This window comes from Piscinibacter gummiphilus (genome assembly GCF_002116905.1).
In the GTDB taxonomy this organism is placed as follows: domain Bacteria; phylum Pseudomonadota; class Gammaproteobacteria; order Burkholderiales; family Burkholderiaceae_C; genus Rhizobacter; species Rhizobacter gummiphilus.
In genome coordinates this window covers 3,962,628-3,983,698 of sequence record NZ_CP015118.1, presented here as the reverse complement: position 1 = coordinate 3,983,698, position 21,071 = coordinate 3,962,628, and the positions used below count along the sequence as shown (strand labels likewise).

The window sequence follows — 21,071 nt, the reverse complement described above, 5'->3', positions numbered from 1 at the left end:
AGTTACTCCAGAGCCCGTCGAAAACGGATCATCTGGGAAACCCCCGGGTGATCCGTTTTCTATTTTTGTCCTGAGCTAACCGGAGTACGCCATGGCAATCTCCTCGACTGGTATCGGCAGCAACCTGCCCGTGGAATCGATCGTCACGCAGCTGATGGCGGTCGAGCGCAAGCCTGCCTCGTTGCTCGAAGCCGCGACCACCACGATGAAGTCGCAACTGTCCACGTACGGGCAGCTGCAGAGCTATGTGTCGGCGCTCCAGGACAAGTCGCGCGCCATGGCGTCCACCACGTTGTGGAGCCAGACGGTCGCCACGTCGAGCGACGCCACCGTGGCATCCGTCACGACCGGCACGAACACCGCCGCGGGCAGCTACAGCCTGACCGTGTCGCAGCTCGCCGTCGCGCAGACGGCCAGCAGCACGGCCGTCCCGGCGAAGACCCACAACGTGGGGCAGGGCAAGCTCACGATCGAGCTCGGCAGCTGGACCGGCGACCCGGCCACGTTCGGCCTGAAGGCCGGGGCGAGTTCGGTGACCGTCGACATCGGCGAGGGCGAATCGAGCCTGGCCGCCGTGCGTGACAAGATCAATGCGGCCGGTGCCGGCGTGGTGGCCACCGTCATCTACGACGCGACCGGCGCCCGCCTGTCGATCCGTTCCACCGACACCGGCGTGGCCAACGGCTTCCGCATCTCCGCCGAGGAGACGGCGCCGGGCGACGACGGTGCGAGCCTGTCGATGTTCGCGTTCGACCCGGCGAGCGGCAGCGGCGGCATGACCGAGAACATGAAGGCCCAGGACGCCAAGGCCAAGCTCAATGGCCTGGACATCACCTCGGCCTCGAACACGCTGAGCGACGTGGCCGACGGCCTGACGATCAAGCTGCTGAAGAAGTCCGAATCGCCCATCGACCTGTCGGTGGCGCAGGACACCGAGTCGATGAAGACCGCGGTGAACGACTTCGTGAAGGCCTACAACGACCTTTCGTCGTTCATCCAGACCCAGACCAAGTACAACGCCGACAGCAAGACCGCCGGCAAGCTGCAGGGCGATCGCACGGTCATCGGCCTGCAGGCGCAGATGCGCGAGATCATCCGCGGCGTCAACTCGTCGCCGAAGACGCTGCGCACGCTGTCGGACGCCGGCATCGAGGTGCAGAAGGACGGCTACACCATCGCCGTGAACTCGAAGAAGCTCAACGCCGCGCTGGCCGACCCGGCCGAGATGAAGAAGCTCATGATGAGCGGCGACAGCGCGAACGAATCGACCTGGGGCCTCATCTCCCGCTTCAACAGCATGGCCACGAATGCGCTGGCCGCCGAAGGTCCGCTGACCACGCGCCAGGAAGGCATCCAGGCGAGCATCAAGCGGAACAACGACCGCGTCGCCGACATGGAGGTGCGCCTGGCGGCCACCGAAGAGCGCATCCGCAAGCAGTACCAGACGCTCGACTCGAACATGGCCAAGCTGAGCGCGCTGAACAGCTACGTCAGCACGCAGCTCAGTTCGCTGGGCTGACGCTGCCGAGCCCTGAACTGGGCGGGCTTCCGCCCGTTCTTCAGGCGTTCTCCCGGAGCGGCGAACCTTAGACTTTTCGTGAAGCGGTCCACGCCGGGCCGCGACCGAACGAGTTCCAGGAGCGCCCCGTGATCAACGCCTACACACCACAGATCTCGTCGTTGGACGACGATGCCTTCATGGTGCCCCAGGGCGCGCCGGCGCTCTTCTCCGCACCGGAGCCCGAACTTCCCGAGGTGCCCGATCAGCCCGTGTACGAACCGGGTTCCGTCGAGGCCCGCCTCCAGCAGATCGAGGGGTTCAACGAACACCTGAGCGGCATGGTCGAGTCCCTGGTGGACACGATCCTGCACGTGCGCAACCACGACGTGCAGAAGCTGCAGTCCCGCGTGGACGAGCTCGAGCAGCAACTGCATCTCGAACGCTGCAACCGCGACCTGGCCGAAGTCTCCCGCGTGCACCCGAAGGAGCGCATCGTCGTTTTCGTCGGCGGCACCTACTTCGGCGACAACGTGAAGTACGCGTGGCTCGCCGCGCAGGCGCAGGCCAGGGCGCTCGAGGCGCAGGTCTGGTTCCTGCCGTTCAACGCCGAGCAGGAGCAGCAGGTCAAGGCCATCGGCGGCCAGTGCCTGCCGCACACGCACAACGACTGGAGCGCCGAGCACCTGCACGTCGCGCTGTCCGCCGCGGTCGCCGTCATCAGCGATCACCTGCTGGGCGCGAACCCGTACGCCGCCGCGCTGCTCGCCGGCGCGCGCCAGGTGCAGATGTGGCACGGTGTGTCGATCAAGGAGATCGGCTACCGCAACCTCGGTCCGCTCAAGGGCATGTCGCCGCAGTTCGCACGCGTGCTGCGCACCTGCGGTCCGTTCAGCCGCTTCGTGGGCACGGCCACGCACCAGGAAGCCGAGTGGCGCCGCTGGTTCGCGTTCGACGGTTACGCGCCCATCGGCTACGCCCGCAACGACGTGCTGCACCGCGAGCCGAAGGGCCACGACCTCGTCAACGTCGACCTCGACGCGTACCGCCGCGCCCAGGACTTCCAGAAGCGCGGCAAGCGCGTCTACCTGTACGCACCGACCTTCCGCGACGCGAACCGCGGGCAATGGATCCTGAAGGCGGGCCTCGAACGCATCGCGCGCGCCATCGCCGACGCGGGCGACTGCCTGATCGTCAACATGCACCCGGTGGAGCAGCCGCAGGTGCCCGAGATCGCGAAGGTGCTGCCGAACGTCACGTTCGTCAAGCCGCGCACGGACGTGTACCCGCTGCTGACGCAGACCTCGGCGCTGATCACCGACTACTCGTCGATCATGTTCGACTACCTGCACCTCGACCGACCGGTGATGCTGTTCCGCCCGGACCACGAGGCCTACACCACGCGTTCACGCAAGCTGTTCGACGCGAAGCTGTCCACCCCGCCGGGCCCGGTGGTGACCAGCGCCCAGGCGCTGGTCGACCTGCTCGGCAAGCCCGAGAACGGCGCCAGCGTGCGCGCCCGCCAGGGCCTGCTCGAGCACCTGTTCGAGCAGCGCGACGGCGGCTCGGCCGACCGGCTCGTCTCGGTGGTGGCCGAGGAACTCGCATTGGCCGTTCCGGCGGCGAAGAAGGAGACCCGATGAGAACCAGTCCCCTGACCACGGCCGCGGCCGAACTGCGCGCGCGGGCCATGCCGGCCGTGCTGGCCGAGACCGGCGGCATCACGCTGGCCCCGAGCGTGGCGATCACCTACGGCACCTACGACCTGTTCCACATCGGGCATGTCAACCTGTTCCGCCGCATCAAGGAGCGTTTCGACATCCTGGTGGTGGCGGTCTCGACCGACGAGTTCAACGCCATCAAGGGCAAGCGCTCCGCGGTGCCCTATGCCGACCGCGTCGAACTGGTGCGGTCCTGCCGCTACGTCGACCTCGCGATCCCCGAGGCCGGCTGGGGGCAGAAGGAGACCGACATCGTTCGCTACGGCGCCGATGCGATGGTGATGGGCAGCGACTGGACGGGGCACTTCGACTCGCTGAAGTCCCTGTGCGACGTGGTCTACCTGCCGCGCACCGAGGGCGTCTCCAGCAGCGACCTCAAGCGCCACATCCAGTCCGACGTCCGCTGAACGCCGTTCTTCCTGTTTCCATTTTCGTGCCGCCGGCGGGGGACAAACGCTTCCCCCCGGCCTGCGCCTGCACGACACTGCCAGACCGTGTCGGCGGGCCCCTGCGCGCGCCCACCCGAGAGGAGCCCCAGCCATGACCACCCCCCAGGCCCAGCCGTCCGCCGCGGACCGCGTGCAGCGTTCGCTCACCCAGCTCGAGGAGCAGCGCCTGTCCACCGAGTTCGAATCGATCTCGATGCACACGCGCAAGCGCCGCGTGGTGCTGTACTTCGGCCGGGCCACGTTCGCCGACAACACCAAGTACCTGTACCTGCGCGACGCCGCCCGCGAGCGGAACCACGAGGTGTACTGGTGCAGCTTCGACGCGCCGCTGGTCGATTCGCTGCGCGCGGCCGGGCTGCCGTGCGTGAACCTGGCCGACGACATCGACCACAGCATCGACCTGCTGCTGCATGCGGCCGTGGCCGTCTTCTGCGTCAACCCGGCGGAAAGCCTGAAGGGCTCGTTCAGCCTGAACGGCTGCCTGGCCGGCGCGAAGAAGCTGCAGCTGTGGCACGGGGTGTCGGTCAAGCACCTGCTGCTGCGCCTCATCCCGCACCTGGGCCTGCGCGACCTCTCGATCCGCCGACCGTTCTACATGGCCTCGCAGGCCGACCTGGTGCTGAGCACCGCGGCCACGTTCGACCGCTTCTGGCGCGACTGCTTCGGCTGCCGCCGCCTCGTGCGTGCGGGTTTCCCGCGCAACGAGGTGCTGCTGCGCGACCCGCTGCCGCACGAGACGATCGGCAGCGAGATCGACGCCGACGTGGAGGCCGCGCTGTCGTCGGGCCGCAAGAACGTGCTGCTGGTGCCCACGTGGCAGCGGGGGCAGAACACCTACCTGAACGACCCCGAGTTCTACACGAAGCTGATGGCCATCGCGAAGCGCGACAAGATCAACTTCTTCTTCAAGATGCACCCGACCTACTTCATCCACAACATGGACACGAAGCGGAAGGCGGACGGCTTCTACCTGTTGAGCCCCGGGGTCGACGTGTACCCGCTGATGCGGCGCTTCGACCTGCTGCTGACCGACTACTCGTCGATCATGTTCGACTTCCTGCTGACCGGCAAACCGGTGCTGAGCCTCGACCTCGGCCCCGACGAACACCACCGCTTCGAGCCCGACTTCTCCCTCGTGCCCGACGTGGCGTTCCGCCACACGTTCACGAAGGCCGACTTCGAGGTGAAGCTGCGCAAGGCGCTGCACGACGACGACCTGGGCCCGAAGCGGGCCGAGATGGCCGGGAAGATCTTCGAGACCGACCCGTCGCGCGCCAGTGAGCAGCTGCTCACGCTGATCGACCGCCTGGTCGACGAGGCCGTGGCCGACGATTTCACGGTCGAGATGCCGGGGCCGTCCGCCTGATGACGCAGGGGCAGGGGGCTCGGCTGCGGGCCCCCGGGGCATGGTCCGAAAAGACGATGAAACCCGGTTCAGTCGCTCGCTCAAGTTCGCTGTGCGCACGTCGATAACTTCAGCAGACGCACACATCACTCCACACCATGTACGCATCCATGTCCACGCCCTTCGGTCGCCCTCACAACCCCGCCAATGCCTACCGCATGGTCGGCGTCGAGACGGGTGTGACCACCGGCTCGCCGCACCAGCTGGTCGGCATGCTGTTCCAGGGCTTCATGGATGCCGTGGCACAGGCCCGCGGCGCCCTGGCGCAGGGCAACATCGAGGCGAAGGGCAAGGCGATCGGCCGGGCCGTCCGCATCATCGAGGAAGGCCTGAAGGCCGGCCTCGACGTCAAGGAGGGTGGGCAACTGGCCACCGACCTGCGCGACCTGTACGACTACGTGATCCTGCGCCTGACCCAGGCCAACCTCCGCAACGACGCCAAGCTGCTCGAGGAATGCCGTTCGCTCATCGAGCCGCTGCACACCGCCTGGGTGGCCATCGGCCCGCAGATCGCCGAGGCCGGCAAATGAACCAGAAACTCCGCAACGTCCGTCATCCCCTCTACACGCCGGGAGCCGCCATGAACTCCGCCTTGCTGAACTACTACGAAGCCATCGAGCGCGCCAGCGCCGACATGCTCTCGGCAGCCCGCAACGGCGACTGGGACCAGGTCGTGAAGCTGGAAGGCGCCTGTGCCGTGCTGATTTCACAGCTCAAGCACGCCGCCTCGGCGCAGAATCTGGGCACGGAAGAGTCCCAGCTGAAGTCGCGCATCATGCAGCGCATCCTGATCAACGACGCCGAGATCCGGCAACTCGCCGAACCCTGGCTCGAGGACCTGGACGGCCTGCTCGCGGGCAAGCCGAAGTCCATCCACTGAGGAACCTTCTGCCACCGACTCCCCTGGATTCAGCCCACGGAGGTTCCTTGGATCAGCCCCTCGATACGCAGCCGATGTCGCTCGACGCCGTCGCCGCGTCGCACGGTGGTCTCGAAGATTTCCGCATCACCTCCCCGGCGGAGGTGTTGGCGATGCTCAAGCAGTTGTCCGACGGCAACGTGCTCGTCAACCTCAACGGCAGCTCCGGCGTCTACTCCACCACGGTGTGGGCCATCGACGCCGGCCGCGGCACGCTGAGCTTCTCGGCCGATGCCGACGACAACCAGCTGCAGGCCCTGGTCGAGGGCGAGGACGCCGTCGCGGTGGCCTACCTCGACAGCATCAAGGTGCAGTTCGACGTGAGCGGCCTCGTGCTCGTGCGCGGCGGCCGCGCCAGCGCGCTGAACTGCGCCATCCCGCGCGAGATGTTCCGCTTCCAGCGCCGCGGCGGCTTCCGTGTGCGCCCGCTGCTGCGTGCCACACCCACGGCGCGCGTGCGCCATCCCATGATCCCCGACATGGCCCTCTCGCTGCGCGTGCTCGACGTGAGCATCGGCGGCTGCGCACTGTTCCTGCCGAACGACGTGCCCCCGCTGCAGCCGGGCGTGACCATCAACAACGTGCAGATCGACCTCGACGTCGACACCCGCATCACCACGGCGCTGCGCCTGCAGCACGTGACGTCCATCCAGCCCGACTCGAAAGGGGTGCGGCTGGGGTGCGAGATGGTGAATCCGGCCAGCGATGTGCTGCGCGGGTTGCAGCGCTACATCGATCAGACGCAGAAGCGCCAGCGCATGCTGAGTTTGTAGGCCCCCCAGTCGGCTGGCGCCTCCTGCCCCCGAGCAACTGTGTTCGAAGTCAAGCCGGCAGGCCGTGAATCTCCGGATTCCAGGTCTGCCCGGTACGGGCCATGGCGTTGAGGATGCGCAGCAGCTTGTGGGAACAGGCGGTCAAGGCGACCTTCTTGGGCTTCCCCGCCCCGACGAGCCGAACGTAGAAGGCCTTGATCACCGGATTGAACCTGACCGCCGCCAGGGTGGCCATGTAGAGGGCGCAGCGCACGATGCTGCGACCACCCCAGATCGATCGCTTGCCCCGCTGCTTGCCCGAATCGTTGTTCAACGGGGCCAGCCCGGCGAGCTTGGCTGCTCGGCGACTACCAACGGTGCCGAGTTCGGGCATGAATGCGATCATCGTCGCGCTGGTGGTCTGCGCAACCCCCTTGATGCTCTCCAACCGTGCGTCCAACTCCTGGAAGTGTTCCTTCAGGTGCGTGTGGATGTCGTCGTTGAGCGCGGCGATCTGCTCGTTGAGCGTGAGGATCACGGCATCGATGCTCTTGCGTAGCACGCGCATGGCCCCGGCGCGGCGATTCCTTTCGGCCGTTCGCATGTCCAGCAGCTGGTGACGGCGAACAATCAGGACCCGCAAGGCCTCGACCTGCTCTGGCACGGGTACGAAGCGAATGCCGGCCTGATTCGCCTTGTGCGCCAGGGTGTGGGCGTAATGCGAGAGCGCCCTGGCGTCGATGGCATCCGTCTTGGCCAGGTGACCCTGGCTGCGAGCGAACTCCCTGGCCGCGCGCGGGTTCACGCGGGACACGGACAAGCCTTGGCCGATGAGAAAGCCGATGAGGGCGTTTTCAAGGCCCCCGGTGGCTTCCACCACGATCAAGTTGATCTGTCGGTCGCGCAAATCCTGCCAAAGCAACTCGAATCCGACAGAGTCGTTGCAGGCAGAGTGAGAAACGGCAGAGCCATGAGTGTTCCAGTCGAACTTGGCCTTGGCCACATCGATGCCGATGAACTCACCTGCGGCGACTGCCGGAGTGTCGGAAACAGCAGCGTTTGTCATAGTCCCATCCTTGCAACATACGAAGTGCGTTCAGGTAACTGTTCGGGCTTGGAGACAAACGCAGAACCGTGCACTCACGACTGCTTGGGGGCGAGATCAAGGTCTCAGAGGGGCGACTGGATATGCACGGCGCTGCAAACCTCCACAATCGAGGTTCTCTGCCGACTCGGTGCGGCAGTCAAGCCTCAAGACAAACATACAAGGGGCGCCCCGGGTCGGCCGGGAGACCCGTCCTCGCGGGTTGCTTGATCGGTCGGCTTCGCTTCGCTCGCCTCTCCGCGTTCGCGTTCTCGATTCGGGGCATTGCTCGCTTCGCTCGCTCGCCCGACGCTCCCTTCTCGCGTGACCGCTCTTCTTCGTCCGTGGCGAACGGGAGGGGGCAAGCTTGGGCGCCAGGCTCGGACTCTCAGCGGCTGCCGTCGTGGACGTTCGAGATTCTTCGCGCCACTCGCGTCGTTCCGCGGAAGGCGGAACATCCGGCTGGGCGCAGGCGGTCACGCCTGCACGCGACGTATTTGGGTCGTCGATGGAGTGGCGTTCTCGTGCGCTCCGCAGTGGATCCCGGCGTTCGCCGGGATGACGGCGTGGTGGAGGGGGGGAAGGCGCGGTAGAGGGGGAGCCGCGGCGGAGGGGGAAGCCGCGGACAGCGAGGGGCGAGCGACGCGAAGCGAGCAATGCCCCGAATCGAGAACGCGAACGCGGAGAGGCGAGCGAAGCGAAGCCGACCGATCAAGCCACCCGCGAGGACGGGTCTCCCGGCCGACCCGGGGCGCCCCTTGCGGGCAGGAGCCCGAAGGGCGACTGGGGGGGCCTACGCTTGCAGGTTCGTGCGGGAGCCGCGGTCGTTGTTGCCGGCGCCGTAGACGGAGGCTGGCGCGCTGCGCGGCATCAGGACGTCGATGGCGCGGTCCAGGGCGGCGGTGGCGCGGGCCAGCGATTCGCGCTGGGAGGCGACCAGGCCGCTCGCGCGCATCAGGCGGTCGCGCAGGGCGGGGGGCACCGGGCCGGAACGGGCGGCGTGCGTGAAGTGGTCGACGGCACGCGCGAGGGCGCGGTGCAGTTCCGTGGCATGGTGATCGACCGCCGTCATGTCGTTCGCGCGCAGCGAATCGCCGAGGGAACTCAGCTGGCTCTCGACCGCGGACAGCGTGGTCTCGAGCTCGAGCCCGGCACCAGTGGTCGTTTGCACGGAGGTCGGGTTCACCGGATTCGGCATGAGGGGCCTGGCGTAAAGCAGTAGAGGGACGCGGTAATGGACGGATCAGCGCGGGGTCAGGGAAGGGCGGGCGCAGCACCGCCGGCGCGGGGCGCCGGATCAGTGTTGCGGACCACCCAGCACTTCGCGGGCGTTGGCCAGCAGCTTGTCGGCGATGGCGCCGGGGTTGACCTCGAACTTGCCGTCGGCGATGGCCTGGGCGATGCGCGCCACCTTTTCGGTGTCGAAATCGCCCGAGACGCCTTCGGTGCCCGACATCAGCTGGGTCGCGGCGCTGGACAGCGCGACCTGCGTGCTGGCCTCGGCGGCGACTTCCTGCTTGGCGGCGGTCTGGGTCTTGCCGGCCGCGGTGGAGGCGGTCTGGCCGGACGCGACCGGTGCCGGGGCGGCGACGGGTTTGTCGGTAGGGTTGCCAATCTTCATGGTGTGCTCCTTGGGAGGGGTTCAGAGCCCCCATCCTTTCAACATGAACGGTATTTCGACCCGTCCTGCGGCAACTTTAGGATTTTTTGCCAGAAGCTTCTCGAAAGGCTCGAATTTCATAATGTGATCTCCACCAGACGGTCTCCGACGGGCATGCCGCTGACAATCTTGCCATTTTCCGTCTTGACGCGGACGGGCTGGCCTTCCATGCCGGCCATCATGGCCTCGCCGGTTCCTTCGATGGCGAAACCGCCACCCACGGCCCGGACCTGCACCGTTTCGCCCGGACCGAACCATTGGCGGCTCTTCAAGCCCGCCTCGCGAAGGCCCTGGCCGGCGGCCAGAGCCGCCGTCAGCGTGCGGCCCACCACGGCCGAGGCGTCGGTGACGGCCGGGCTGCGGTGTTCGCTCAGGTTGATTTCGGCCTGACGGAGGTCGGCTTGAGCCAGCACGTGGCCCGCGGGCAGCGGGCCGGCGGCGACCAGGCCGGGACCGTACACGTGGACCGTGACCGGGAGGTACACGTTCCACGGCGTGGGGCCGTCGACACAGCGGAGCCCGGCCCGGCTGGCGCCCCACACGCGCGTGCCCGTGGGGATGTAGGCCTCGACCTTCTGGCAGGCCGCGAGGCGCAGCCGGGGGTCGAGCCGGCCCAGCACCACCTCGGCCCGCGGGCTGGCGGGGCCGACGACGCGCTCGAGGAACAGCTGGCGGACCTGGCTGGCCAGGGGCTCGGCCAGCGAGGGCACCTCGGCCGCCTGAGCCCGGACGCCCGGCGCCGCGAGGCACGCGAGCACCGCCAGCGCGGCGCTTGCGGGCGCGCGGCGGGGGAGAGGACGGACGGAGGGCAGGGGAGAGTTCACACCCGCACTGTAGGCCGGGAGGCGGACCGGACGGGCTCCGAAAAGGGCAGGAAAGGGCCTGTTATTCGCGCTAATGTTTCGGGCCCTGCTGCCCACAATTCGTCCCATCGCCCATTCCGGGTGCCCGCCAGGGACGCAGCATGCTGAACCGACTCACCGACTCGCTCGACTTCCACGGACAGGCCCTCAGCCTGCGTTCCGAGCGCCAGCGCCTGATCGCCAGCAACATCGCCAACGCCGACACGCCGGGCTACATCGCCCGCGACATGAACTTCTCGCAGGCGCTGAAGGAAGCCACCGGCATGGTCTCCACCACCGCCATGCAGGCGTCCCGCCCGGGCCACATCGCCACGCCGGGCGGCGCCCGCGCCGAAGCCAACCTCGAATACGCCGTCGCCAGCCAGACCAACCTCGACCGCAACTCGGTCGACATGGACCGCGAACGCGCCAACTTCGCCGACAACTCGGTCCGGTTCGAGGCCACGCTGCGCTTCATCAACAGCAACGTGCGCACCACGCTCGACGCCATCAAGGGTCAATGACCATGAGCATGTTCCAGGTCTTCAACGTCACCGGCAGCGCCATCAGCGCGCAGTCGCAGCGGCTGAACGTCGTCGCGTCCAACCTCGCGAACGCCGACACGGTCGCCGGTCCCGACGGTTCCGCCTACAAGGCCCGCCAGGTCACCTTCCAGTCCGAGCTCATGGGCCAGATGGGCGACGCGGCCAGCACCGGCGTCAAGGTCAGCAACATCACCGAAGACCAGACCCCCGGCCGCCGCGTCCACGACCCGAAGCACCCGTCGGCCGACGCCGAAGGCTACGTCACGTACAGCAACGTCAACCCGGTGGAGGAGATGGTCAACATGATCTCCGCCTCGCGCTCGTACCAGAACAACATCGAAGTCATGAACACGGCCAAGAGCCTGCTGCTCAAGACGCTCCAGATGGGCCAGGGCTGACGCGCCGCGTCCGCCCCCCGTTTCCCTGAACCCGAGGAGCCGCCATGGCCGCCGTCAGCAACATCAACACGCAAACGCTCGCCGACATCAACGGCACCACGAAGACGCAGACGGCGAACGAGGCCGGCAGCGCCGACCGGTTCCTGAAGCTGCTCGTCGCGCAGATGCAGAACCAGGACCCGCTCAGTCCCATGGACAACGCGCAGGTCACGAGCCAGATCGCCCAGATCAACACCGTGAGCGGCATCGAGAAGCTCAACACCTCCGTGGGTGGCCTGTCCACCCAGTTCGGGCAGATGCAGGCGCTGCAGGGCGCCGCCCTGGTGGGCCGCGAGGTGGTGGTGCCGGGCAACACGCTCGCCATCAAGGACGGCGTGGGCACGGGCACCTTCGAGCTCAGCTCGGCCGCCGACGAGGTCCAGGTCGAGATCCTCGACAAGCAGAACAACGTCATCGAGAAGTTCAAGCTGGGCGCCCGCGCCGCCGGCGTGAACGACTTCGACTGGAAGCCCAACTCCACCGCCGGCGCCGTGTCCTTCCGCGTCTCGGCCAAGGCCGACGGCGCCACGCTGACCCCCACGGAACTCGTGCGCGACACCGTGCGGTCCATCAGCACGGCGAACAACCAGCTCACCCTCACCCTGAAGAACGGCGGCAACGTGGCGTACAGCGACGTGCGTTCGTTCACCTGACCTCCGCCCCCACCGCCACCGTCTTTCCCCCGAACACCCCAGGAACACCGCCATGAGCTTCCAACAAGGTCTCTCCGGTCTCAACGCATCGAGCAAGAACCTCGACGTCATCGGCAACAACATCGCCAACGCCGGCACCTACGGCGCCAAGGCGTCGCGCGCCGAATTCGCCGACATGTACGCCACGGCCATGACCGGGGGCGGCGGCAGCAACATCGGCATCGGCGTGAACCTGGCCGCGGTCACGCAGCAGTTCACGCAGGGCAACATCACCACCACCGCGAACTCGCTCGACCTCGCCATCAACGGCCAGGGCTTCTTCGAGGTGCAGTCCCCGGACGGCCAGACGCTGTACTCGCGCAACGGCCAGTTCCAGGTCAACAAGGAAGGCTACCTGCAGACCAGCGGCGGCATGAAGCTCCTCGGCTACCCGGCCGACGGCCAGGGCAACATCCAGCCGGGCCAGGCCCGTCCGCTGCAGCTGCCCACGGCCGGCATCGACCCGGCGCGCACCACCGAGATGAACATCGAGATGAACCTCGATTCGCGGGTGGGCTCCACGCTGCCGGCCACCGCGCCCATGATCAACTTCAACGACGCGTCCACGTACAACAACGCCACGTCGGTCACCGTGTTCGACGACAAGGGCCAGGACGTCGCCCTCACGTACTACTTCCAGAAGGCCGGCACCGACACCTGGAACGTCTACGTCACCGCCAACGGCGCGCCGGTCAACGTCGACGGCACGGGGCAGCCCCAGCCGCTGACCACCATGAACTTCCCGGCCAACGGCGGCACGCCCACGGCGCCGTCCGGGCCCATCACGCTCGACATCCCCGCGGGCACCAACGCCTCCGGTGCCGAGACGCTGGCCATCGCCGGCATCCAGCTCGACCTGTCGGGCGCCACGCAGTACGGCGCCACGTTCGGCGTCACCGACATGGCCCAGAACGGGTACGCGCCGGGCCAGCTGTCGGGCCTGTCCATCGAGAAGAACGGCATCGTGATGGCCACGTACTCGAACGGCCAGTCGAAGCCGGCCGGCCAGATCGAACTCGCCACGTTCCGCAACACCCAGGGCCTGAAACCGCTGGGCGGCAACAACTGGGCGCGCACCTTCGAGTCGGGCGACCCGATCGTGGGCACGCCGGGCCAGGGCAACCTGGGGGTGCTGCAGTCCGGTGCCCTCGAGGAGTCGAACGTCGACCTGACCGCCGAGCTGGTGAACATGATCACCGCCCAGCGCTTCTACCAGGCCAACTCGCAGACCATCAAGACGCAGGACCAGGTCATGCAGACCCTGGTGAACCTGCGCTGATGACCGCGGACGCCTGAGCTGAACTGACGACCCCCGTCCCCTGAACGCCCCTCCCGGAGCCTCCCCATGGACCGCATGATCTACCTGTCGATGTCCGGCGCCAAGGCCAGCATGCAGCGGCAGGACACGCTCGCCAACAACCTGGCGAACGTGTCCACGCCCGGCTTCCGCGCCGAGCTGCAGGCCTTCCGGGCGGTGCCGGTGCAGGGCAGCGGGGCCAGCACGCGGGTGTACGCGCTCGAATCCACGCCGGGCTACAACGACGCCTCGGGCCCCATCACCAGCACCGGCCGCAACCTCGACGTGGCCGTGCAGGGCAACAGCTGGCTGTCGGTGCAGGCGCTCGACGGCAGCGAGGCCTACACGCGGGGCGGGGCGCTCGACATCACGGCCGACGGCACCCTCGTCACCCGCAGCGGCCTGCAGGTGCTGGGCGACGGCGGCCCGATCCAGGTGCCCCAGGACACCGAAATCAGCATCGGCGGCGACGGCACGGTCAGCGCGAAGGACCGCAACGGCCGCACCACGTCGCTCGGCAAGCTCAAGCTCGTCACGCCCGAAACCAAGCTGGAACGGGGCGAGGACGGCCTGTTCCGCGCCGAGGGCGGCGACCCGCTCGACGCCGACGCGAACGCTCGCGTGCAGGACGGCGCGCTCGAAGGCTCCAACGTCAGCGCCATCGAGACCATGGTCTCCATGATCGCCGCCGCCCGCCAGTTCGAGGCCCAGATGAAGATGGTCCAGACCGCCGAGCAGGACGAACGCGCCGCGTCGCAGCTGCTCTCCAACGCGCCGCGCTGATCCCGCCGCCGCACCCACAGCGCCACCCGACAGGCCCCAGAGACACCGAGGTACCGAACCATGATGCGTTCCCTGTTCATCGCCAAGACCGGCATGGAAGCCCAGCAGACCCAGCTGGACCACATCTCGCACAACCTGGCCAACTCGGCCACCAACGGCTACAAGAAGTCGCACGCGGTGTTCGAGGACCTGATGTACCAGAACCTGCGGCAGACCGGCGCCAACAGCACCGAGCAGAACCAGCTGCCCACCGGGCTGCAGGTGGGCCTCGGCACCCGGGCCGTCGCCACGTCGCGCAGCTTCACCCAGGGCAACCTGCAGACCACCGAACGTTCGCTCGACGTCGCCATCCGCGGCAACGGCTTCTTCGAGATCCAGATGCCCGACGGCACCACCGGCTACACCCGCGACGGGTCGTTCCAGGTGAACTCGCAGGGCCAGATGGTCACGAACAACGGCTTCCCCGTGCAGCCGGGCATCACCATCCCCGCCAACGCCACCAGCATCACCGTGAGCCAGGAAGGCCTCGTGAGCGTGGTGGTGCCGGGCAACGCCCAGCCCCAGCAGGTGGGCCAGCTGCAGCTGACCAACTTCATCAACCCGGCCGGCCTCGAGCCGCGCGGCCAGAACCTCTACACCGAGACGGCCGCCTCCGGCACGCCCAACACCGGCACGCCGGGCCAGGACAGCTTCGGCCAGCTCCAGCAGGGCGCCCTCGAAACCTCGAACGTGAACGTCGTCGAGGAGCTGGTGGGCATGATCCAGACGCAGCGCGCCTACGAACTCAACTCGAAGGCCATCCAGACCTCCGACCAGATGCTGCAGCGCCTGACGCAGCTGTGATGAATGACACGGTGGGTGCCCGCTCCCGGGCCCCCGCCACCCCAGGCCCCCTCAGTCGTGATTTTTGAGTGACCGCCCGATGAAAACCTCCGCCTTCACCTGCCTCGCCGTGGCCGCCCTCGCGGCGCTGACCGGCTGCGCCACCCCGTACCCGGTGCCCGAGGTGTCGGTGGCCCCGGGGGCCGACACCCGCCCGCTGCCGGTGCCGCCGCAGACGTACGCGAACGGCTCCATCTACCAGGCCAGCCAGTACCGGCCCCTGTTCGAGGACCACCGCGCCCGCCTCGTCGGCGACGTGGTGAACATCCAGATCGTCGAGAAGGTGAGCGCCAGCCAGAAGAGCACCAGCTCGATCAACAAGTCGGGGTCGGTGGAGGCGGGCGTGACCGCGCTGCCCATGCTGAAGGCCACGGCGCTGACCCGCGCCAGCGCCTCCGGGTCGTCCACGAACGACTTCCAGGGCAAGGGCAGCACCGAGAACACGAACGACTTCTCCGGGGTGATCACCGCCGTCGTGACCGAGGTGCTGCCGAACGGCCACCTGGTGATCGTGGGTGAAAAGCAGATCGGCGTGAACCAGAACGTGGACGTGCTGCGTTTCTCCGGCCAGGTGGATCCGAAGTCCATCCAGCCGGGCAACAGCGTGGCGTCCGCCCAGATCGCGAACGTGCGCGTGGAGCACAAGGGCCGGGGCGCCCAGGCCGATGCCCAGGGAATTGGGTGGGTCGGACGCTTCTTTTTGAACGTTCTGCCGTTCTAAAGTTTTCCAGAATACGGTGCATGGGGGGTGTTTGCCGCCCCCGAGGTGCACCACATGGAAACGACGTCCGACAACCTGCGAAAGACCCTCCTGCAAGGCCTCATCGGCCTGATCTTCGTGATCCTGAGCGGGGTGTTCTGGTGGCCGCTCGATGCGAACGCGATGCGCATCAAGGAAGTGGCCTCCGTGCAGGGGGTGCGCACCAACCAGCTGGTGGGCTACGGCCTCGTCGTGGGCCTCGACGGCACCGGTGACCAGGTCACCTCGTCCCCGTTCACCGGCCAGACCCTCGCCGCACTGCTCCAGCAGATGGGCGTCACGGTGCCCCCGGGCACCAACATGCAGGTCAAGAACGTGGCCGCCGTGATGGTGACCGCGCAACTGCCCCCCTTCGCCCAGCCGGGCCAGCTGATCGACGTCAACGTGTCGTCGATGGGCAACGCCAAGTCGCTGCGTGGCGGCACCCTGATCGCCACGCCCCTGAAGGGTGCCGACGGCCAGGTGTACGGCCTCGCGCAGGGCAACCTGGTCATCAGCGGCGCCGGCGCTTCGGCGGGTGGTTCCAAGGTCCAGGTCAACCAGCTCGCGAGCGGCCGCATCCCGGAAGGCGCCACGGTGGAGCGTTCGGTGCCCACGCCCCTGATGCAGGGCGAGTTCCTGCAGTTCGACCTGAACGCCAACGACTACAACACCGCCCGCGAGGTCGCGCGCGCCATCAACAGGAAGATGGGCGATGGCACGGCCCTGCCGCTGAGCGGCCGCACGGTGCGCGTGCGCATGCCGTCGTCGCTCGACGCTCGCGTGGGTTTCCTCGCCGACGTCGAGAACCTCGCGCTCGAACTCGCCCCCGCAGCCGCCAAGGTCGTGATCAACGCCCGCACCGGCTCGGTCGTGATGAACCAGGCCGTCACGCTCAACGCCTGCGCCGTGGCACACGGCAACCTGTCCGTGACCATCAACTCGACCCCGGTGATCAGCCAGCCGGCCCCGTTCTCGAACGGCCAGACCGTGTCGCGCGAGAAGGCCGACATCACCATCAAGCAGGAGCCGGGTCCGCTGATCCAGATGCCTGCGAGCACGAAGCTCGCCGACGTGGTCAAGGCGCTGAGCGCGCTGGGCGCCACGCCCCAGGACCTGATCGCCATCCTCCAGGCGATGAAGAGCGCCGGTGCGCTCAATGCCGAGATCGAGGTGATCTGACATGACCATCAACAGCAGCGGCAACACCACCAACGCGCTGGCCGGCGACCTCGGCCAGATCGCCCGCCTGCGGAGCAGCGCGTCGAACGACCCGCGCGCGGCGGTCAAGGAAGCCTCGAAGCAGTTCGAGGCCATCTTCATGCAGCAGATGCTCAAGGGCATGCGCGACGCGAACGCCACGATGTCGCCCGGCACGCTGGACAACGCCGGCACGAAGATGGGCACCGAGATGCTGGACCAGCAGTTCGCCAAGGAGATGACCGGCCGCGCCGGGGGGCTCGCCGAACTGATCGAGAAGCAGCTGTCCCGCCAGATGGGCGACCCGGTGTCGACGATGGCGAGCGAGGCCGCCGCGAACCCGGCCAAGCCGGAGCCGAAGGCCACGTCCTTCCTCGGCCGCATGTTCTCGAGCGACAAGGCCGCGGCGAAGGCGGCCGAGAAGCCCATTTCGCTCGAAGGCCGCGAGAAGCAGGTCGACTTCCTGAAACGCCACGAGGACGCCGCGAAGGCCGCCGAGGCCAGCACCGGCATCCCCGCCACCTTCATGATGGCCCAGGCCGCCCACGAGTCGGGCTGGGGCCGCCGCGAGATCAAGAACGCCGACGGCAGCACCGCCCACAACGTGTTCGGCATCAAGGCCGGCCCGGGCTGGAAGGGCGCCACCACCGACGTGGTCACCACCGAGGTGATCGGCGGGCAGGCCCGCAAGGTGGTCGCGAAGTTCCGCGCCTACGCGAGCTACGAGGAGTCCTTCAAGGACTACGCGAACATGATGAAGAACAACCCGCGGTACGCGAAGGTCGTCGAGAACAGCGAGTCGGTGCACGGGTTCGCGAAGGGCCTGCAGCGCGCGGGCTACGCCACCGACCCGCAGTACGCCGACAAGCTGACGCGGATGATCAACACCACGCTGCGCCTGCAGCGCGCCACCGCCTGATCGGGGAACGACCATGTCCAGCTTGATGGGGCTCGGCACTCGCGCGATGTTCGCCAACATGGCGACGCTGCAGAGCATCGGCAACAACATCGCCAACGCGAACACCAAGGGGTATTCGCGGCAGGAGACCCAGCTCGAGACCGCCGGTGGCCAGTTCACCGGCGCCGGCTTCTTCGGCCAGGGCGTCAACATCACGACCATCTCGCGGTCGTACGACCGCTTCCTCACGACGCAGTCCGCCGCGGCCCAGTCCGTCGCCTCGTACGATGCGACGCGCGCCAGCCAGCTCAAGCAGCTCGAGAACGTCTTCACACTCGGCGAGAAGGGCCTGGGCCAGGCCGCCAGCCAGCTGCTGAACGCGTTCGTCGACGTGGCCAACAACCCCGGCGACACCTCGGCGCGCCAGGTGGTGCTGACCCGCGCGCAGGAACTCTCGGCGCGCTTCAAGGCGGCCGGCGAGCAGCTCGATTCGCTGCAGGGCGGCGTGTCGCTGGACATGAAGACGTCCGTCAAGACGGTCAACAGCCTGGCCCAGCAGGTGGCCGGCCTCAACAAGCAGATCTCCGCGCTCAACGGCACGGCGCACTCGCCGAACGACCTGCTCGACCAGCGCGACCAGCTCGTCGCCCAGATCAGCAGCTACATCAACGTCACCACCATCCCCGCGAGCGACGGCTCGGTGGGCCTGTTCGTGGGCGGCGGCATGTCGCTCGTGCTCGGCGCGAACGCCAACACGCTGAAAGCCGCCACCGACCCGTACGACCCGGCGAAGCTGCAGCTCGCGCTGCAGGAGGGCGGGGTGGACCGCCTCGTGCCCGGCGACGCCATCTCCGGCGGCTCCATCGCGGGGCTGATGAAGTTCCAGAACGAGGACCTGACCGACGCCCGCAACCTGCTCGGCCAGATGGCCGTGGCCATCAGTGGCGCGCTGAACCAGCAGCAGGCCCTGGGCCTCGACCTCGGCACCCCCGCGTCGATGGGCTCGGCGCTCTTTGCCGTGGGCGCCCCCAAGACGCTGCCGGCCAACTCCAACGCCGGCAACGCGTCCATCGGTGTCACGATCAGCGACTTCACGCACGCGCAGGCGAGCGACTACGAGGTGCGCTACGACGGCAGCAACTATTCGATCGTCCGCCTGTCCGACGACAAGCCCGTCACCGGCAGCCCGTTCTCCGGCGCCGACCTGGCCGCGGGCATCGATGTCGAGGGCCTGACGATCCAGCTGAACGCCGGCACGCCGGCCGCGGGCGACCGCTTCCTGCTGCAGACCGTGACCAACGCCGCGCAGGACATGCGCACCGTCCTCACCGACCCGAAGGGCCTCGCCGCCGCGTCGCCCGTGTCGGCGAGCTTCGGCGTCACGAACACCGGCACCGCCACCGTCGCGTCGCTGGGTGCGGTGGACCCGTCGATCGACCGCACGCTCACCGCGAACTTCTCGTTCACGTCCGACAACGGGGACTACAACTGGGAGACGGTGGACGCGAGCGGCACCGTGACCGCCTCCGGCACCGGCACCTGGACGCCGGGCTCGCCCATCTCGCTGAACGGGTTCGAGCTGAAGCTGAACGGCGTGCCGAAGAACAACGACACGATCAGCGTCAAGCCCACCATCGCGACGAGCGCCAACAACGGCAACGCGCTGGCCCTCGCCAACCTCGACAAGGTGGCCTTCGTGGGCGCGGAAACGCTGGCCGACGGCACCCTCGTGCCCGGCAAGAGCATCACCGATGCCTACGCCTCCGCCGTCTCGAACATCGGCGTGCGCGTGCAGAGCGCCAACTCGGCGTCGAACATTTCCAGCTCGTTCGCCGCAGCCGCCGAATCGGCCCGTGTCAACAAGGCCGGCGTGAACCTCGACGAGGAAGCCGCCCGCCTGATCCAGTTCCAGCAGGCCTACCAGGCCTCGGCCAAGGTGCTGCAAGTCGCGCAGACGCTGTTCGACACGCTGCTGCAAGCCGCCGGGCAGTGACCCGTCCTGACGACCCTTCTTTCCGGACTCCACCATGCGCATCGCCACCGCCAACGCCTACGACCTGTCGATCGACGCCCTGAGCAAACGGCAGACGGACCTGGCCTCGGTCCAGGAGCAGCTGTCGACCACCAAGCGCATCAACCGCGCGAGCGACGACCCCGCGGGCGCGGCCCGGGCCGAACGGGCCCTGGCCAACGAGAAGCGCGTGGACGCCAACCAGCGCGCCGTCGACGCGAGCCAGAACGCCATGACGCTGACCGAAAGCGCGATGGGCGACGCGAGCGACCTGCTGCAGCAGGCGCGCGACGTGATCGTGAAGGCGGGCAACGCGAGCTACAGCGACGCCGAACGCAAGTCGCTGGCCGACGAACTGGCGGGCCTGCGCAAGCAGCTGCTGGCCGTCTCCAACCGCACCGACGGCGCGGGCACCTACCTCTTCGGCGGGCAGGGCACGAACCAGCCCCCGTTCCTCGACGCCCCGGGCGGTGTGCAGTACCGCGGGTCCAGCGGCGAGGCGGAATCGGTCTCCGGCGAATCGCTGCCGTTGACCATCGACGGCCAGAACGCCTGGATGCGTGCGCGCAGCGGCAACGGTGTGTTCGAGACCGCGGGCACCGCCACCAACAGTGGCACCGCCTGGATCGACAGCGGCCGCGTGACCGACCCGGCCCAGGTCACGGGCAGCACCTACAGCATCAGCTTCGACGTGACGGCGGGTGTCACCACGTACTCCATCCTGAAGGACGGAGCGCCCACCTCGGTGAGCGGCGCGCCGTTCAAGCCGGGCCAGGCCATCGAGTTCGAGGGCATCTCGGCCAACATCTCCGGCAACCCGGCCCACGGCGACAGCTTCTCGATGAGCCCGTCCCGCCCCGACCAGAGCACCTTCGACGTGCTGGACCGCGCCATCGCCGACCTCTACACCCCGATGCGCACGGCCGGGCAGATCGCCCAGTCGAACTCGACGAACCTCGCCGCGCTCGACGCCTCCATGAGCCAGCTGGCCGGGGCGCGCAGCAAGGTGGGCGAGACCCTGAACCGCATCGAGAGCGTGACCGGCCGCCTCGAGGATTCCCGGCTGGCGAGCCAGACGGAGCGCCAGGCGGCGGAAGGACTTGACATGGTCAAGGCGATCTCCGAGTTCCAGAACAAGCAAACCGGCTACGATGCAGCGCTCAAGAGTTACGCGATGGTGCAGAAGATTTCGCTTTTCAATTACGTGAGTTGAGTCGCCTGCTTCCTCAGGCAGGGTACCCGCTGGTACCCTCAGTG

General features: G+C 67.9%; 22 protein-coding genes. 18 read left to right on the top strand and 4 right to left on the bottom strand.

All coding sequences use genetic code 11. From position 1 onward, the window contains the following. The first annotated feature begins 91 nt into the window (after window positions 1-91). The 7 genes from fliD to A4W93_RS17900 all read left to right on the top strand — a co-directional run bounded on the left by fliD (window position 92) and on the right by A4W93_RS17900 (window position 6,765). On the top strand, window positions 92-1,519 hold the full coding sequence (fliD, locus tag A4W93_RS17930) for a flagellar filament capping protein FliD (RefSeq protein WP_085751900.1): 1,428 nt from the start codon (window positions 92-94) through the stop codon (window positions 1,517-1,519). 128 nt (window positions 1,520-1,647) lie between these two features. Then, window positions 1,648-3,141 carry a CDP-glycerol glycerophosphotransferase family protein gene (locus A4W93_RS17925; RefSeq protein ID WP_085751899.1) on the top strand — a complete coding sequence of 498 codons (1,494 nt, stop codon included), beginning with the start codon at window positions 1,648-1,650 and terminating at the stop codon, window positions 3,139-3,141. Next, window positions 3,138-3,626: an adenylyltransferase/cytidyltransferase family protein gene (locus A4W93_RS17920; protein WP_320409199.1), complete on the top strand. Its 489-nt coding sequence runs from the start codon at window positions 3,138-3,140 to the stop codon at window positions 3,624-3,626. Before A4W93_RS17925 ends, A4W93_RS17920 begins: the two co-directional genes overlap by 4 nt. Window positions 3,627-3,759: 133 nt before the next feature. Continuing rightward, window positions 3,760-5,034: a CDP-glycerol glycerophosphotransferase family protein gene (locus A4W93_RS17915; RefSeq protein WP_085751898.1), complete on the top strand. Its 1,275-nt coding sequence runs from the start codon at window positions 3,760-3,762 to the stop codon at window positions 5,032-5,034. Window positions 5,035-5,183: 149 nt separating this feature from the next. After that, on the top strand, window positions 5,184-5,603 hold the full coding sequence (fliS, locus tag A4W93_RS17910; RefSeq protein ID WP_237357569.1) for a flagellar export chaperone FliS: 420 nt from the start codon (window positions 5,184-5,186) through the stop codon (window positions 5,601-5,603). A gap of 50 nt (window positions 5,604-5,653) precedes the next feature. After that, window positions 5,654-5,953: a flagellar protein FliT gene (locus A4W93_RS17905; protein WP_085754223.1), complete on the top strand. Its 300-nt coding sequence runs from the start codon at window positions 5,654-5,656 to the stop codon at window positions 5,951-5,953. A 47-nt stretch (window positions 5,954-6,000) separates the two neighbouring features. After that, a complete protein-coding gene (locus A4W93_RS17900) occupies window positions 6,001-6,765 on the top strand; it encodes a flagellar brake protein (protein ID WP_237357568.1) in 765 nt (254 codons plus the stop codon). 49 nt (window positions 6,766-6,814) lie between these two features. Here the strand turns inward: A4W93_RS17900 and A4W93_RS17895 are convergent, their stop codons facing one another. The 4 genes from A4W93_RS17895 to flgA all read right to left on the bottom strand — a co-directional run bounded on the left by A4W93_RS17895 (window position 6,815) and on the right by flgA (window position 10,312). Then, the gene (locus tag A4W93_RS17895; protein WP_085749163.1) at window positions 6,815-7,810 is read right to left on the bottom strand and encodes an IS110 family RNA-guided transposase; all 996 of its coding nucleotides are present in this window, start codon (window positions 7,808-7,810) and stop codon (window positions 6,815-6,817) included. An 811-nt stretch (window positions 7,811-8,621) separates the two neighbouring features. Then, window positions 8,622-8,999, bottom strand: coding sequence for a hypothetical protein (locus A4W93_RS17890; RefSeq protein WP_237357567.1), 378 nt, complete (start codon window positions 8,997-8,999; stop codon window positions 8,622-8,624). Window positions 9,000-9,125: 126 nt separating this feature from the next. Then, window positions 9,126-9,449, bottom strand: a complete 324-nt coding sequence (gene flgM, locus A4W93_RS17885) for a flagellar biosynthesis anti-sigma factor FlgM (protein WP_085751895.1) — start codon at window positions 9,447-9,449, stop codon at window positions 9,126-9,128. A gap of 116 nt (window positions 9,450-9,565) precedes the next feature. After that, window positions 9,566-10,312: a flagellar basal body P-ring formation chaperone FlgA gene (gene flgA, locus A4W93_RS17880; protein ID WP_237357566.1), complete on the bottom strand. Its 747-nt coding sequence runs from the start codon at window positions 10,310-10,312 to the stop codon at window positions 9,566-9,568. A gap of 140 nt (window positions 10,313-10,452) precedes the next feature. Between flgA and flgB the strand changes: the two genes are divergently transcribed. The 11 genes from flgB to flgL all read left to right on the top strand — a co-directional run bounded on the left by flgB (window position 10,453) and on the right by flgL (window position 21,027). Then, a complete protein-coding gene (gene flgB / locus A4W93_RS17875; protein ID WP_085751893.1) occupies window positions 10,453-10,854 on the top strand; it encodes a flagellar basal body rod protein FlgB in 402 nt (133 codons plus the stop codon). A gap of 2 nt (window positions 10,855-10,856) precedes the next feature. Beyond that, on the top strand, window positions 10,857-11,273 hold the full coding sequence (gene flgC / locus A4W93_RS17870) for a flagellar basal body rod protein FlgC (protein ID WP_085754221.1): 417 nt from the start codon (window positions 10,857-10,859) through the stop codon (window positions 11,271-11,273). A 44-nt stretch (window positions 11,274-11,317) separates the two neighbouring features. After that, window positions 11,318-11,965, top strand: coding sequence for a flagellar hook assembly protein FlgD (locus A4W93_RS17865; RefSeq protein WP_085751892.1), 648 nt, complete (start codon window positions 11,318-11,320; stop codon window positions 11,963-11,965). 52 nt (window positions 11,966-12,017) lie between these two features. Then, the gene (gene flgE, locus A4W93_RS17860; RefSeq protein WP_085751891.1) at window positions 12,018-13,283 is read left to right on the top strand and encodes a flagellar hook protein FlgE; all 1,266 of its coding nucleotides are present in this window, start codon (window positions 12,018-12,020) and stop codon (window positions 13,281-13,283) included. A 66-nt stretch (window positions 13,284-13,349) separates the two neighbouring features. Further along, window positions 13,350-14,084, top strand: coding sequence for a flagellar basal-body rod protein FlgF (gene flgF, locus A4W93_RS17855; RefSeq protein WP_085751890.1), 735 nt, complete (start codon window positions 13,350-13,352; stop codon window positions 14,082-14,084). Between the two features lie 60 nt (window positions 14,085-14,144). Further along, on the top strand, window positions 14,145-14,927 hold the full coding sequence (gene flgG / locus A4W93_RS17850) for a flagellar basal-body rod protein FlgG (RefSeq protein WP_085751889.1): 783 nt from the start codon (window positions 14,145-14,147) through the stop codon (window positions 14,925-14,927). A 79-nt stretch (window positions 14,928-15,006) separates the two neighbouring features. Beyond that, window positions 15,007-15,687: a flagellar basal body L-ring protein FlgH gene (locus A4W93_RS17845; RefSeq protein ID WP_085751888.1), complete on the top strand. Its 681-nt coding sequence runs from the start codon at window positions 15,007-15,009 to the stop codon at window positions 15,685-15,687. A gap of 54 nt (window positions 15,688-15,741) precedes the next feature. Next, a complete protein-coding gene (locus A4W93_RS17840; RefSeq protein WP_085751887.1) occupies window positions 15,742-16,887 on the top strand; it encodes a flagellar basal body P-ring protein FlgI in 1,146 nt (381 codons plus the stop codon). Window position 16,888: 1 nt separating this feature from the next. Next, the gene (gene flgJ / locus A4W93_RS17835; RefSeq protein ID WP_085751886.1) at window positions 16,889-17,824 is read left to right on the top strand and encodes a flagellar assembly peptidoglycan hydrolase FlgJ; all 936 of its coding nucleotides are present in this window, start codon (window positions 16,889-16,891) and stop codon (window positions 17,822-17,824) included. Window positions 17,825-17,837: 13 nt separating this feature from the next. After that, window positions 17,838-19,796 (top strand): flagellar hook-associated protein FlgK, encoded by a 1,959-nt coding sequence (gene flgK / locus A4W93_RS17830; RefSeq protein WP_085751885.1) that lies wholly within the window; start codon window positions 17,838-17,840, stop codon window positions 19,794-19,796. Window positions 19,797-19,830: 34 nt separating this feature from the next. After that, the gene (flgL, locus tag A4W93_RS17825) at window positions 19,831-21,027 is read left to right on the top strand and encodes a flagellar hook-associated protein FlgL (protein WP_085751884.1); all 1,197 of its coding nucleotides are present in this window, start codon (window positions 19,831-19,833) and stop codon (window positions 21,025-21,027) included. Window positions 21,028-21,071 lie beyond the last annotated feature (44 nt).